At 59.5% G+C, this 14,065-nt stretch carries 12 protein-coding genes; 5 read left to right on the forward strand and 7 right to left on the reverse strand.

What is annotated here, in order from left to right; translation table 11 throughout:
• Positions 1 to 67 precede the first annotated feature (67 nt).
• Complete coding sequence (locus tag V8J85_RS11635) at positions 68 to 1,942, forward strand: monovalent cation:proton antiporter-2 (CPA2) family protein (RefSeq protein WP_339953914.1); 1,875 nt, start codon at positions 68 to 70, stop codon at positions 1,940 to 1,942.
• Between the two features lie 279 nt (positions 1,943 to 2,221).
• Here the strand turns inward: V8J85_RS11635 and cobT are convergent, their stop codons facing one another.
• Entirely contained in the window at positions 2,222 to 3,232 is a 1,011-nt protein-coding gene (gene cobT / locus V8J85_RS11640) for a nicotinate-nucleotide--dimethylbenzimidazole phosphoribosyltransferase (RefSeq protein WP_339954188.1), read from the reverse strand.
• A gap of 79 nt (positions 3,233 to 3,311) precedes the next feature.
• Here cobT and cobS point away from each other — a divergent pair, with 79 nt between their 5' ends.
• On the forward strand, positions 3,312 to 4,064 hold the full coding sequence (gene cobS, locus V8J85_RS11645; protein ID WP_339953915.1) for an adenosylcobinamide-GDP ribazoletransferase: 753 nt from the start codon (positions 3,312 to 3,314) through the stop codon (positions 4,062 to 4,064).
• On the opposite strand, the gene V8J85_RS11650 is transcribed toward cobS, so the two are convergent.
• Both V8J85_RS11650 and V8J85_RS11655 read right to left on the reverse strand, forming a co-directional pair.
• A complete protein-coding gene (locus V8J85_RS11650; protein WP_339953916.1) occupies positions 4,054 to 4,782 on the reverse strand; it encodes an FG-GAP-like repeat-containing protein in 729 nt (242 codons plus the stop codon). The genes cobS and V8J85_RS11650 overlap by 11 nt on opposite strands.
• Positions 4,782 to 5,105, reverse strand: coding sequence for a 2Fe-2S iron-sulfur cluster-binding protein (locus V8J85_RS11655; protein ID WP_339953917.1), 324 nt, complete (start codon positions 5,103 to 5,105; stop codon positions 4,782 to 4,784). The genes V8J85_RS11650 and V8J85_RS11655 overlap by 1 nt, the downstream gene beginning before the upstream one ends.
• A 319-nt stretch (positions 5,106 to 5,424) precedes the next feature.
• On the opposite strand from V8J85_RS11655, the gene V8J85_RS11660 reads away from it, so the two are divergent.
• From V8J85_RS11660 to V8J85_RS11670, 3 genes are read left to right on the forward strand one after another with little or no spacing between them, the layout of a single operon-like run.
• Positions 5,425 to 6,426, forward strand: coding sequence for a TAXI family TRAP transporter solute-binding subunit (locus V8J85_RS11660; RefSeq protein WP_339953918.1), 1,002 nt, complete (start codon positions 5,425 to 5,427; stop codon positions 6,424 to 6,426).
• 48 nt (positions 6,427 to 6,474) lie between these two features.
• Entirely contained in the window at positions 6,475 to 8,568 is a 2,094-nt protein-coding gene (locus V8J85_RS11665; protein WP_339953919.1) for a TRAP transporter permease, read from the forward strand.
• The gene (locus V8J85_RS11670) at positions 8,565 to 8,954 is read left to right on the forward strand and encodes a GFA family protein (RefSeq protein WP_339953920.1); all 390 of its coding nucleotides are present in this window, start codon (positions 8,565 to 8,567) and stop codon (positions 8,952 to 8,954) included. The genes V8J85_RS11665 and V8J85_RS11670 overlap by 4 nt, the downstream gene beginning before the upstream one ends.
• 12 nt (positions 8,955 to 8,966) lie before the next feature.
• On the opposite strand, the gene V8J85_RS11675 is transcribed toward V8J85_RS11670, so the two are convergent.
• From V8J85_RS11675 to hflK, 4 genes are all read right to left on the reverse strand, one after another.
• The gene (locus tag V8J85_RS11675; protein WP_339953921.1) at positions 8,967 to 9,725 is read right to left on the reverse strand and encodes a class I SAM-dependent methyltransferase; all 759 of its coding nucleotides are present in this window, start codon (positions 9,723 to 9,725) and stop codon (positions 8,967 to 8,969) included.
• Positions 9,726 to 10,027: 302 nt separating this feature from the next.
• The gene (locus V8J85_RS11680) at positions 10,028 to 11,458 is read right to left on the reverse strand and encodes a Do family serine endopeptidase (protein ID WP_339953922.1); all 1,431 of its coding nucleotides are present in this window, start codon (positions 11,456 to 11,458) and stop codon (positions 10,028 to 10,030) included.
• A 502-nt stretch (positions 11,459 to 11,960) separates the two neighbouring features.
• The gene (hflC, locus tag V8J85_RS11685) at positions 11,961 to 12,854 is read right to left on the reverse strand and encodes a protease modulator HflC (protein ID WP_339953923.1); all 894 of its coding nucleotides are present in this window, start codon (positions 12,852 to 12,854) and stop codon (positions 11,961 to 11,963) included.
• Positions 12,854 to 14,035, reverse strand: coding sequence for an FtsH protease activity modulator HflK (gene hflK, locus V8J85_RS11690; RefSeq protein WP_339953924.1), 1,182 nt, complete (start codon positions 14,033 to 14,035; stop codon positions 12,854 to 12,856). The genes hflC and hflK overlap by 1 nt, the downstream gene beginning before the upstream one ends.
• Positions 14,036 to 14,065: the final 30 nt, after the last annotated feature.

A 14,065-nucleotide genomic window follows, 5' to 3' on the forward strand; every position in this document is an offset into this window, starting at 1 on the left:
GGGCAGCGAAGCGCCACCCGCAAACTGCCGCGTTGCACCACGTGCTTTCCCTTGCGATACGTCAACTATGGAATCCTTTCTGTTTCAAGCGACGATCTATCTCGGTGCCGCCGTCATCGCGGTGCCACTGGCATCACGTCTGGGGCTGGGTTCCGTCCTTGGCTACCTGCTCGCCGGGATCGTGATCGGCCCGCTGACCGGCCTCGTCGGCAGCGAAACGCAGGATCTGCAGCACTTTGCCGAATTCGGCGTCGTGATGATGCTGTTCCTGATCGGGCTAGAGCTGGAACCACGCGCCTTGTGGGATATGCGCGACCGGCTGATCGGTTTGGGCGGGCTGCAAGTGACATTAACAACGCTCGCCATCATGGGCGCCTGCATGGCCTTGGGATATCAATGGCCCTTTGCGCTGGCTGTGGGCATGTCGCTGGCACTGTCCTCGACCGCGATCGTTCTGCAAACGCTCAATGAAAAAGGGCTGATGCAAACCGGCGGTGGGCGATCAACCTTTTCGGTGCTGCTGACACAAGACATCGCCGTGATCCCGATTCTGGCCATTCTGCCATTGCTGGCCGCCCCCGCGATGATGCGCATGGGCGAGGATGGGTCGGTGCATCTCGCCACCGACGACCATCACGACGAACATGCGATGATGAGCCTCGTGGACGGACTACCGGGCTGGGGTGTTACCCTCGTAACTATCGCCGCCGTCGCCGCTGTGATCCTTGCCGGGATCTTCCTGACCCGGCCCGTCTTCCGCTACATCCATCAGGCGCGGCTGCGCGAGATGTATACAGCACTCGCCCTCCTGATGGTCGTCGCCACAGCGGTACTGATGAGCATGGTGGGCCTCTCACCCGCCTTGGGGACATTCCTCGCAGGCGTCGTTCTCGCCAACTCCGAATTCCGGCATGAACTGGAAAGCGACCTCGAACCGTTCAAGGGGCTGCTCTTGGGCCTGTTCTTCATCACCGTCGGGGCGGGCATCAACTTTACCCTGCTCCTCGATGCGCCCGGCTACATTCTGATCCTTACCCTCGGCGTGATGCTGATCAAAGGGGCAATCCTTTTTGTGCTATCATTATTGTTCAAAATACGTGGCAACGACCGATGGCTCTTCACCCTCGGTCTGGCGCAGGCTGGGGAATTCGGCTTTGTCTTGATCTCCTTCTCTGTTCAGCAGGGCGTCGTCAGCCAAGGTGAATCAAACACGCTCTTGTTGGTTGTCGCATTGTCGATGCTGATCACGCCGCTTCTGTTCATCCTTTACGAATTCCTCAGCAGTCGCCGGGGCGATCAGGATGACATGGAACCGGACAAGGTCGATTTCCAGGGCCCCGTCATCATCGCGGGGATCGGGCGGTTTGGGCAGATCGTCAACCGGCTCGTGCAAAGTGCGGGCTTTGACACCGTGGTGATCGACAGCAATCTGGCCGCCGTCGAGATGATGCGCAAATTCGGGTTCCGTGGCTTTTTTGGCGATCCGACCCGACCCGACCTGTTGCAGGCCGCAGGGCTGGAAGACGCCAAGGTGCTGGTGGTCGCCGTCGATGACAAGAAATCCGCGAACACGCTGGTCGCCTACGCCCGTAAGCAACGCCCTGACCTTCACATCGTCGCCCGCGCGCGCGACCGCGTCCATGTCTATGAACTTTTCGATGCAGGCGCCGACGATATCGTGCGCGAGATGTTCGACAGCTCACTCCGCGCCGGGCGCTACGTACTCGAGAATCTGGGGCTGTCGGATTACGAAGCGTCCGAGCTGGAACAGACGTTCTACCAGCACGACCGAACCGCCCTGCGCGAATTGGCCGAACTGTGGAAGCCGGGTGTACCGGTCGATAAGAACCCCGACTATGTCGACCGCGCCAAGGCGTTGAACAACGATCTGGAAACCGCCCTTGCCGCACGCCAGCAAGAGAATGAACGGAAGGCCAGTTAGGGGTCAGACCACGACCACCCGCCCCGGACCTGATCCGGGGCCTCGACCGAACGATACATTCACGCTGCCTTCACCGGTACACAGGCACGATCGCAAAGGTTAACGAAACGGCCACCGACCGCGCGCGAAGGTCCGACGGAATTCCGATAGTTTTCCGATGGTTTTCCGATCGCGCCTAACGCCAGATCGCGACTTTAAAACAAAGGGTTACACATCGATCCGTAACCAACTTGACAAAATTACCAAACAAAGGGCCAAATTTTCAATCTTGAGTTGTACTTAAGCGTCACTCACCCCCGCCTCCGCAAAGGTCGCCATGCCTGAATGACAGGCAATCGCCCCTTTCAGAACACCAATCGCCAGCGCCGCGCCTGACCCTTCGCCCAGCCGCAAACCAAGATTCAGCAACGGCTGTTTGTCGATCGCATCCAGCAACCTTTGATGTGCCCCCTCCGCGCTCAGATGCCCGGCGACCGTATGGTCCAGCGCACCCGCTTGCGCCCGGGCCAACACAGCGGCCGCAGCGGTGCAAATGAACCCGTCCAGGATCACCGGAATGCGGTGATGCCGTGCCGCAGCGATTGCCCCCGCCATCGCGGCAAGCTCTCGCCCGCCAAGGCAGCGCAGCACCTCCAGCGGATCGTCCGCAGCATGCAGCGCGACACCCTTGGCCACAACCTCAGTCTTGCGGGTCAGACCCGCATCATCCACGCCTGTCCCGCGCCCTGTCCAATCAGCGGCGTCGCCACCAAAAAGCGCATGGGCAATGGCTGCGGCAGAGGTCGTATTCCCGATCCCCATCTCGCCAGTCACCAGCAGATCAGACTGCGGATCGACAGCAGACCAACCGGTTTGAAGGGCCGCGACAACCTCATCCCCGGTCATCGCTGGCCCTTGCGTGAAATCTTGCGTCGGTGTGTCAAGCGACAGGGCATGCACATCCATCTTGGCCCCAAAAGCCTTGGACAGCTGGTTGATCGCGGCCCCGCCATGCTCAAAATTCGCAACCATCTGCGACGTCACTTCCGCCGGAAAGGCCGAGACGCCCTGCGCGCAGACGCCATGGTTGCCGGCGAAGACGATCACCTGCGGATTTTCGAGGGTCGGCTGCGCGGTGCCGCGCCAGCCTGCGTACCAGATGGCAAGGTCTTCGAGCCGCCCCAAGGCGCCGGGCGGCTTGGTGAGTTGCCCATTACGATCCTGCGCGCCCTGCAATGCGGACGGATCGGGGGCCGGGGCCTGCGCCAGTAACGCGCGGAAATCGGAAAGGGTGCAAAACGGTGCAGGCATCAGGTCCTCGTTGCGTGAATCTTCGGACATGTCTAACGAATGGGATCACAATGAAAAGGCTGGATTGGATGCAGGAAAAATGATGAGACCGGGGGACATAGTGGCCGCGATCGGTTTGCTGAGCCGGCTGCCGGTGCCGGTAGATGGAGAGAGGGTCGCAGCACGCGGCGCAGCGGCGGGCTGGGCCTATCCGCTGGCCGGGCTGGTCGTCGGGGTCATGGTCGCGGCGGTTGCATCGCTGGCCGTCTGGATGGGCGTGCCGGGTGGCGTCGCCGCGGCGCTGGCCCTTGCCACATCCGTGATCATCACAGGTGCCATGCATGAGGACGGGCTGGCCGATAGCGCGGATGGGCTGTGGGGCGGTTGGGACCGCGACCGCCGATTGGAGATCATGAAAGACAGCCGGATCGGCGTCTACGGTGTGTCCGCTTTGATGCTGTCTTTCCTGATCCGCTGGCTGGCGCTGGCGCCTTTCGTGACGGCAGGTCTGCATTGGCCGGTCATCCTGACGGTGGCCATGGTCAGCCGCACGGGGATGGTAGGCGTCATGGCGTTGCTGCAGCATGCACGGGATGACGGGCTAAGCCGATCCGTCGGGCGGCCAAGCCCCGCGACAGCATTGATCGCGATACTCATCGCTGCCGTGCCAGCGGTTTACTTCTGGAATGTCGGGATCATCATGATTGCCTGCGTGGTTGCACTGACAACATTGGTCTGTGCACTGATCGCAAAAGCGAAGATCGGCGGGCAGACCGGAGATATTTTGGGGGCAACACAGCAGATGGTCGAGATGGCGGTGCTGCTGACGTTACTTGTCCTGATCAGCAGCTAAGGGCGGCGTCGAATGACGCCGGGCCGTCAAACTGGCCAATGATCCGCGCCTGAAGCATGCCATCAACCATGCGGGTCGCCATGATGTTAAACCAATCGGCATCCGCCGTGATCATCTCGGGGCCCCCTCCGCAATCACGGATGCCGCCGCCGATAAAGTCCTCCCCGATGCGGTGATTGGTCAGGCCAGAGGCTGCGGTCACTTCGCTCAAAGCGCCATCCTTGAAGCGCCAGACCCGCAGGGTCTTGGCCAGATGTGGGCGGTCGATATAGGCGATCTCGACATAGCCGTCGCCATCAAGATCGGCCGCACCTATTGGTGCGAGCCAGCGGTTGCGGGTGCCGATGTGAGGTGTTGCTGCGATCTTGCCAGTCTCGTCATATATGGCGAGTTGAGCGCCAGAACTGACTTGGGTTTCGACCACAATGACTTCGTCGTCGCCGTCGCCATCAACATCTGCCAAGCGAGGTGCGATATCTTCGAAGACCCGATCGAGGGGAAGCCTGAAAGTATAGCTTGTTTCCCTGACAACAAGTTCGGTGAACAGAGTTCCATTTTTTTCGGTGTCCACATTGATGATCAGTCGCGACCACTCAATCGCGTCGCCGAGCACACCATGGGCATAGCGATCCGTCGGCCCAGCATATTCCGCCGAAACAATCGTTTCTGCCGAAAGCGGCGCAGCGATGACCGCCAGAACCGCCGCCCAGCGCCACATCAAATCTGCTTTTCCGGCATCTGCACACGCAGCCCGTCCAGTTCATCCGTCACCTTCAACTGGCAGGTCAGCCGCGACTTTGTCGCGTCGGGCTGATAGGCAAAGTCGAGCATGTCCTCTTCCATGGCGTCCTTGGCGGGCAGTTTCTCGACCCAGGCGTCGTCCACATAGACATGGCAGGTGGAACAGGCACAGGCGCCGCCGCAATCGGCCTCGATCCCGGGGATGCCGTTGTCGCGCGCGCCTTCCATTACGGTCAGCCCGTTAGCGACATCCACCACATGCTCTTTCCCGCCGTGTTCCACATAAGTAATCTTGGCCATTGCCCGCCCTCGTCCTTCACCATCTGGTTTTCGTCCCGCCAGATGTAGTGGACAGTGGCTGTTTCGACCAGTGGAAATGCCCGGTTCGCGGCGCAAATTCCCGTGGGGTCTTGTGCGATGAATCGGACGGAATGTCGGTGTTGGCGCTATCAGCTGTGCGGAAAGTCGCACATCCGTACCAAAGCGCGCCATTCAATCCGCAATAAATACATTTTTACCAGCTATTTAGCCGCAGTCCGCGATCTTGCTTGTCCTTGCATCGCAGAGCAGGTTTTCTGTCCCATATGCCCGCAAAGGGCAATTTCTGGGAGGACACATCATGAAAATGTTCACCGCCGCAGTCGCGGCAAGTCTGGTTTTGGTGACACCCGCCGCGCAGGCGGAAGAGGCGAGCTATATTCTTGCCACCGCATCGACCGGCGGCACCTATTATCCAGTCGGGGTGGCCCTATCGACGCTGGTCAAGGTCAAGCTGGAGCCGGGCGAAAACATCGGGATGTCGGCGATCAGCTCGGCCGGATCGGGCGAAAACGTGCGTTTGATCCGCGAAGGCGAGGCGCAGTTCGCCATTCTGCAGGGTCTCTTCGGCTATTACGCCGCCACCGGCACCGGCCCGGTGGAGGAAGCAGGACCGCAGGAACACCTACGCTCGGTCACAATGCTGTGGCAGAATGTGGAACAGTTCGTCGTGGCCGCCGATGCCGCCGAAACAGGCACGATCGAAGACCTTGTTGCCCTGAAAGGTGAGGCGATGGCGCTGGGTCGCCAGAACTCCGGCACGATCGGATCGAACGCTACAATTCTTTCGGGGTTCGGGGTTGACATCGAGAACGATTATGAACTGGTCTTCGCGGGCTATGGCCCATCGGCCGAGGCGCTGCAGAACGGTCAGGTCAAAGGCATTGGCACGCCCGCCGGCGTCCCCACCGGTGCCGTCAGCCAGTTGATGGCAGCGGCGGGGGACAGCGTGAAAATGCTGAATTTCACCGAAGAGCAAGTTGCCCAAGCTGACGGAGACCGCGGTCTGTGGACGCCTTATGTGATCCCCGCAGGCACGTACCCTGGCCAGACCGAGGACATCAACACCATCGCGCAACCGAACTTCCTCGCGACCCATGCCGATATCCCTGAAGAGAACGTCTATCTGATCACCAAGACGATCTATGAAAACCTGCCCTTCCTGCAGGCCATTCATCCGGCGACCAAGGTGATGGCGATTGAACAGGCGATTGCAGGTCTGCCTGTGCCGCTGCATCCCGGCGCGGCGCGGTATTATCAGGAACAGGGGATCGAAATTCCCGAGCGTCTGATCGCTAAATAAAGCACATGGCCCGCGCTGCATTTGCGCGGGCCTTTTTCAAAGGATGACATGATGTCCGAAGAACGCTCTGCCGAGGGCGCGACCCAGCGAGAGTTTGGTGGCGTGCCAGGCATCGTCCTGTCGATCCTGTGCTTTCTGATCGCGGTCGGTCACATCTATGTTGCCTTCGACCCGATCATCTCGGAATTCCAGCGAAACGCCTATCACTTTGCCGGTTTCGCGTTTCTGGCTGCTGTCCTGTTTCCCGTGATCCGTGGGGCGACGCGCAGTCTGCCGATGTTGATCTTTGATCTGTGCTTGGGCGTGTCCGTCGCGATCGCCGCCGTTTACATGCCTTATGCAGAGCAAGGCATTTATGACCGCGGCGTCAAGCTGAACACGCTGGATTGGTTAGCGACCGTCCTATGCGTCGTCGGCGCCATCGAGTTGACCCGTCGCCTGACCGGCTGGGTTATTCCGATCCTGATCATTCTGGCACTGACCTATGTCGGCTATTGGGGCCGATTGATCGGGGGCGTATTTTCGTTTCCGGGCCTGTCTTGGGAGTCGATCGCGTTCCGGTCAATCTTTGGCGATGACGCGATGTTCGGGACGATCGCCCGGATTTCGTCGACCTTCGTTTTCCTCTTCATCATCTTCGGCGCTTTCCTGATCCGGTCGGGCGCAGGGGATTTCGTCATCAACCTTGCCCGCGCCGTCGCAGGCCGCATGGTGGGTGGGCCCGGGATCGTCGCCGTGATCGCCTCGGGCCTGACTGGTACGATCAGCGGGTCGGCGGTGGCCAATACCGCATCGACCGGGGTCATCACGATCCCGCTGATGAAAAAGGCTGGCTTTCCCCCGAAATTCGCGGGCGGGGTCGAGGCGGCATCCTCGACCGGTGGTCAGTTGATGCCGCCGATTATGGGCGCGGGGGCCTTCGTGATGGCGAGCTTTACGCAAATTCCATATGAAACCATCGTCGCGGTCGCCGCCTTGCCTGCGCTTCTTTATTTCCTGTCGGTTGTTTTCTTCGTGCGGATCGAAGCCCGGCGGCTGGACCTGCCCCCGATGGAAAGCGATGGGCAAACGTTGAAGTCAGCGTTCGTCGAAGGTGGCGCGAGCTTTATCATCCCCATCGCCGGGTTGATCGCGATGCTGGTGTCGGGCTTCACCCCCGCCTATGCCGCCGTCTTTGGCATCCTCGCCGTTGTCGCCTCAAGCTGGCTGACCAAGAACCCGATGGGTCCCCGTGCGGTGTTCGACGCACTGGTAATGGGCACCAAGGGGATGATCATGACCGCCGTTCTGTTATGCGCCGTCGGCCTGATCGTTAACGTCATCGCCACGGCCGGGGTCGGCAACACGTTCAGCCTGATGATCGCCGAATGGGCCGGGGGCAACCTGTTGATTGCGATCATCATGGTGGCCATCGCCAGCCTTGTGTTGGGCATGGGGTTGCCGGTGACGGCGGCTTATATCGTGTTGGCGACACTGTCCGCCCCGGCTTTGGCAGGGATGATCCAGGACAGATTCGTGATCGACGCATTGGCCGCAGGCTCATTGGATCCCACTGCGATGCCGATCCTGATGCTGGGCGGAGTTGATCCGGCGCTTTTGACCGGTGCGATCCCGTCTGAAGAGGCCAGCGCCATCGTCCGCAACTTGCCGTTGGAGGTCGCCGCGCCATTGCGCGATATGGTCGTCCCATCAGAAGTCGCTGTTGGCGCGATCCTGTCGTCCCATATGATCATCTTCTGGCTCAGCCAGGACAGCAATGTGACGCCACCTGTCGCCTTGGCGGCGTTTACCGCGGCGGCGATTGCGAAAGCCCCAGCGATGGCCACCGGGGTAGCCAGTTGGAAGCTGGCAAAGGGGCTCTACATCGTGCCTTTGATGATGGCGTATTCGCCGCTTTTGTCTGGTGAATGGGCCGAAGTGGTCATCATCTTTGGCTTCGGCGTCGTGGGTATCTATGCGCTGGCCGGTACGTTGCAGGGCTGCATGGAAGCGCGGATTGGCTGGCCCGTCCGTATCGTTCTGGGTATCGCCGGTGCGGCCTGCCTGTGGCCCGCAAGCCATTGGGTCCATCTGGGCGCTGCTGCGATCGTCGCGGCCTTGCTGGTTTTGAATGTCCGCGGGAAATCGGCGGTGGCGGCATGAACGATGTGCATCATGGATCCTGTCTGTGTGGTGCCGTCACGCTGTCGATGACGGGGCCCCTGCCCCAACCTTCGGCGTGTCATTGCACAGCCTGCCGCAAGCATTCGGGGCACTTCGAGGCCTCGGTCGATGTACCGCGTGATGCCGTTGTGGTGGCAGGTCAAGAGAATATCACCTGGTATCAATCGTCCGACAAGGTCCGGCGCGGTTTTTGCCGTATATGCGGATCTTCGCTGTTCTGGGACCCGGTGTTTCGAGATTGGACAGCGGTTGCGATGGGCGCGTTCGACGGACCGACCGGGGCAAGGTTGAAGATGCATATCTTTGTGTCGGAGAAGGGTGATTACTACGAGATCACTGATGAGCTGCCGCAGAATGCGCGCTGATCTGATCGCGCCTCAATCCTCCGCTTCGGCGGCTTCGTTCCACCTGACCGCGTAGTCGGATTGAGACACAGTTTCGGATCTCGCCCGACTTTCCATCGGCTTGCGCACCGCAAAGTTCAACAAAAGCGGTAGACCACCTGGCGGTGCCGCGTCCAGGCGAGGACGCCGCCCCGTTACCAGGGGATTGCTCATCCGGACCACACCTTCCGCGGCATGCGGACGGAGTGGCTGGAGTTCGCAAGTGATGATTTCATAGCCCATGGCCCGCGCCCAGAAACCGAATACGATCTCTGGGCAGATCTGGTAAAAGCCATGGTTAATCCAGTTATTGCCAGGCGAATGGGCCACAAACACTCCGCCGGGTTTGAGCATTTTATCGACATTGCGGTAGGCTGTCGGCAGGTCGAAGATATGTTCACAGGTGCCACCGTCATAGATGACATCGAAGGTCTCGTGCAGGTCTTTTTCGATGGGTTTGCCAAGGTCACGGATGATGGACGCATTCTCAAAATCCGACATGTCGAGGGAGTCGACCGCTGAGAAGCCAAGTTTTCGAAAGAACGTCTCGGCGTATTGGTCATTTGGATTTCGAAGATCATCTTCGGTCATGCCCGGAAGATGATCTTTGATCGCTTGCGCGAACATCTTGGCCGAGGCGCCGCGGCGGGTCCCGTGAAACACCTGTCGGCCCAGCATCAGCATATGGCCAGACAGGTTCTGCTGTTTCGTCAGTTCGATCAGGCGGGTCGCCAATGTGTCGGGGATGCCCATGACATTCCTTAACTCGGTTTCGCGCACCTTATGATGCATTTTCGAGGAATTGAAAGGCTTTCGGGAACTCCGACGAAGATGTCGTCGCTTGCGCCGTTCCAACACGAATTTAGGAAGCCCGGGTGAAGCCGGTGCGTTGCACGCGGACGGTTTTTCTTTCATTTTACGACCGCTCGACAAGGCAAGACGGGCCGCTCCGGACGCTCAATATTTCGTCGATGGGCCTTGTCGCTGACAAATGCCCGACAAAAAAACGGGCGAGCCATGGCAGCTCGCCCGTTCCACTCTCTCGCTCTGAACGCTTATTCTTCCTCGAGCACCAGCGCCACGAAACGTGGATCACCACCGCGGCGGACCAGCAGCAACAGCGATTTGCGCCCCGCCTCTGTCGCGGCTTCGATCTGGTCTTCCAGATCGGTGATGCTCGTGATCGCCTGCTGACCGGCCTCGGTAATTACATCGCCCTCAAGAAGCCCTTTGGAAGCGGCCTCTGAGTCCGGGTTGATGCCGGTAATCACAAGCCCCTCTTCGAGGTCCAGCCCATATTGATCGCTCAATTCTTCGGTGATTTCCGACAATGTCAGACCCAGAATATCAGCCTCTGACCCGGTTTCGGGATCTTCTTCGGTAGATGCGGGGAAAGCCACGGCCTCGGACGTTTCGCGACGGCCCAGCGTCACGGTCAGCGATTCCATATCGCCCTCACGCAGGACTTCGACCGGCACCTCTTTGCCCACCGGCGAGTTGCCCACGATACGGACCAGTTCGCGCGTATCCTCGATCTCGACTCCGTCGAAATTCAGGATCACGTCGCCGGACAACATGCCCGCATCCTCGGCCGGGCCAGCAGGCACATCGGTGACCAAAGCACCACGCGCCAGGTCAAGACCATCAATGGCATCAACCATATCGGGCGTAACATCCTGAATGCGCACACCCAGCCACCCGCGACGGGTTTCGCCGAATTCCTTCAGCTGATCGATCACGTTCGTCACGACCGCCGCTGACATCGCAAAACCGATCCCGATTGAACCCCCATTGGGTGACAGGATCGCCGTATTCACGCCAATCACCTCACCATCCATGTTGAAAAGCGGACCGCCGGAGTTACCCCGGTTAATGGCTGCGTCGGTCTGAATGTAGTCATCATATGTGCCCGACAGCGCACGATTGCGCGCCGACACGATCCCGGCACTGACCGAGAAACCCTGGCCCAACGGGTTACCCATGGCCATGACCCAATCACCCACGCGACTACCATCGCCGTTGCTGTCGCCGAATTCGACGAATTCGAGACCGTCCAGATCGACCTTCAAGAGCGCGATATCGGTATTGGGGTCGGTGCCCACGATTTCGGCGGGTACGCCTGGTTCACCGCCGGGGTAAAATTCGATCAGGATTTCATCGGCACCCTCGATCACGTGATTATTTGTCACGATGAAACCATCAGCCGAAATTACAAAGCCCGAACCAAGGGCCGACGAACGACGCTGCCCGCCATCGGGACCACGATCAAGATCGTTGAAAAAATCCTCGAAAGGTGAGCCTTCGGGCACAAGACCCTGCGGCCCGGTTCGCCCGGCGATGGTCGTACTGGTGGTAATATTCACGACCGATGGACTGACCTGTTCGGCCAGATCGGCGAAGGTCTGCGGCCGCGCCTGCGCCTCTGACGCCGTTACCTGAGCCAGCACGAGCGCCAATGCCAGCATCAACGCGGTAAACAGAGCCATGAGTGGGCGGCGGTCCCTAACCTTTTGAATTGCGATTGCTTTCGTCTTCACGCGCAAATCTCCTTTTGCGTTGACTGCCCAAATCCGGTTGGGCGACCTCATCTTCACTGATCATCTATGTAGGGCGGGAATTATTCAACACAAACCGCGTCACCAGGCTGTGATTGGCATACGATTGAAAATCAATGCCTCGCTAGCCCGCGAAGCCGGAGGATCGACCGCCAGTGACCGCGTATCGTCGTGACATTCTGTGCCAGGCGATTGGTCGCGTCGATTTCCCGATCGTATGATCGTCCATGAGATGGGCCGGAACGGTAGTTTGATCCGCGCCTGCAATTCAGGCGCAACGGTCGATTTTCCGTTTCTGGATGCGCCATGCAGAAAGTTGACGGGGGGGGATCACGATCCAGCGGTTACCATTCCATCGTGGTCGATACCGGAGGGCGTCAAAAAAGAGACCAGCGTAACAGCTGGCCCCTTTCATTCGTCTTGGCGGTGACGGCTATTCCTCTGCCGCTGCAGGTGGTGCCAACCCAGTATCCGACTTTAGATAATTGAAGAATTCATTATCCGGCGACAGCACCATCGTGGAGTTATCGGCGTTCAATGAGTTCTGGTAGGCGGTCATTGACCGGTAGAATTCGAAGAATTCCGGGTCGGCCCCAAATGCCTCGGCGAAGATGCGGTTACGTTCACCGTCGGCTTCACCACGGGTGATCAGGGCATCGCGGTTGGCATCGGCCAGCAATTCAGCCGACGTCCGGTCTGCTGCGGCTTCGATCCGCTGCCGTGCCTCGCTACCACGCGCCCGCAAGTCAGCCGCTTCCTCATCCCGTTCTGCGATCATCCGGGCAAAGGTTGCCGTCTGGTTTTCCGGCGGCAGGTCGGTGCGTTTCAGCCGCACGTCGATAATCGCCAGGCCAAGGTTGTCGGCCCGCAGGTCCGTCCGGTCACGGATCCGTTGCATCAACGCAGCCCGGTCGACCGACAGAATGTCGTTCGATGTGACCGAACCCAGCACTTCGCGGATGCCGTCATCAAGGATCCGATCAAGCGACCGACCCGCGGCAGTTTCGCCGCCGTCACCGACCGCCTGACGGAACTTGGTCACGTCTTCGATCCGGTAACGCGCGAAGGCGTCGACGATCAGAATGCGCTGGTCTTCAGGTGTGACGCTGATCGGGTCAAGGTCACGCGACAGGATCAGGTCGCTATAGCGCACGACCTCGTCCACCAGAGGCATCTTGAACGCAAGACCGGGTGTTTCCTGCACTTGTACAACACGACCAAATCGCAGCACGAGCGCCTTTTCGCGTTCATCCACGATAAAGATCGATGAAAGACCGATAATGACGGCAAGCGCCAGAATGGGGATGAGATAGACAGATTTCCGCATCAGTTCGACCCTCCCGGGCGGCGCAGTTCATTGAGAGGCAGATAGGGAACGACCCCTTGGCTGCCGCCGTTACCATTTTCGTCAAGCAGGATTACATCGACCCGACCCAGCACCTGTTCCATCGTTTCCAGGTAAATCCGCTTGCGCGTCACTTCAGGGGCAAGCTGATATTGTTTTAGGACGGCGGCAAAGCGAGACGCCTCACCGATTGCGTTGTTCACGACCTCGGCGCGGTAGGATTCGGCGATTTCAAGGGTCGCCGCTGCTTCACCGCGGGCTTCGGCAACAACGCGGTTGGCATAAGCATCAGCCAGGTTTTGCAGGCGCGACCGTTCCTGTGCGGCGTTCTGGACGTCACGGAATGCGTCGAAGGGCGATTTGCGTTGCTCATTGCCCTCGGCATCGGTCACGTCGACCTCGATATCGGGTGCGACCGCTTTGTTGAAGTTCACACGGACGATGTTCACGCCGCTTTCGTACTCATCAAGCGTGTTTTGAATCTGCCGTTCCAGTTCTTCCGCGATAGCACCACGGTTCGTGTTCAGGATCGGTGTCAGTTCCGACTGGGCCACGATTTCACGCATGGCGGATTCAGATACGGCCTCGATCGTGGCGGCGGGATCAAACAGTGTGAATTTGAATTGCGCCGGATCGGCGATGTTCCAAACTACCTGAAAGTCGATATCGACGATGTTTTCGTCACCCGTCAGCATAAGACCTGCATCGCCACCAGAGGTCGACGTGCCGATGTCGATGCGCTGTTCCTGAGTCACGCTGACCTTTTCGTAGGTGACCAGCGGCCAGGGCGCGAAGTTCAGACCAGGTTCGCCTATTTGGTGGAATTCACCCAAAAACAGTTCAACCGAGCGTTCTTCGGGCCGCACCGAATAAAGCGAGGAAAATAACCACAACCCGGCCAACACGATCAGTCCGATACCGACGGTTCCACGGTTAAGCTGAGGTGCACCGCCGCCACCGCCACCGCCGTTAGCGCCGCGCTGACCGCCACCGCCCATCAGAACGCGCAACTGCTCGCGGCCCTTGTTTACCAAATCGTCGATTTCGGGGATGTTGGGCCGGTCGTCGCCCGGTTTGCGACCGCCATTGCCACGGTCATCATCACCGCCGCCCGATCCTTTGTTCCCGCCGCCGCCCCATGGGCCCCCAGTGTTTCCTGTCATCGTGTGTCTCAGCTTCCTTATTCAATGCCC

The sequence above is a fragment of the Yoonia sp. 2307UL14-13 genome (assembly GCF_037572755.1).
Taxonomy (GTDB): domain Bacteria; phylum Pseudomonadota; class Alphaproteobacteria; order Rhodobacterales; family Rhodobacteraceae; genus Yoonia.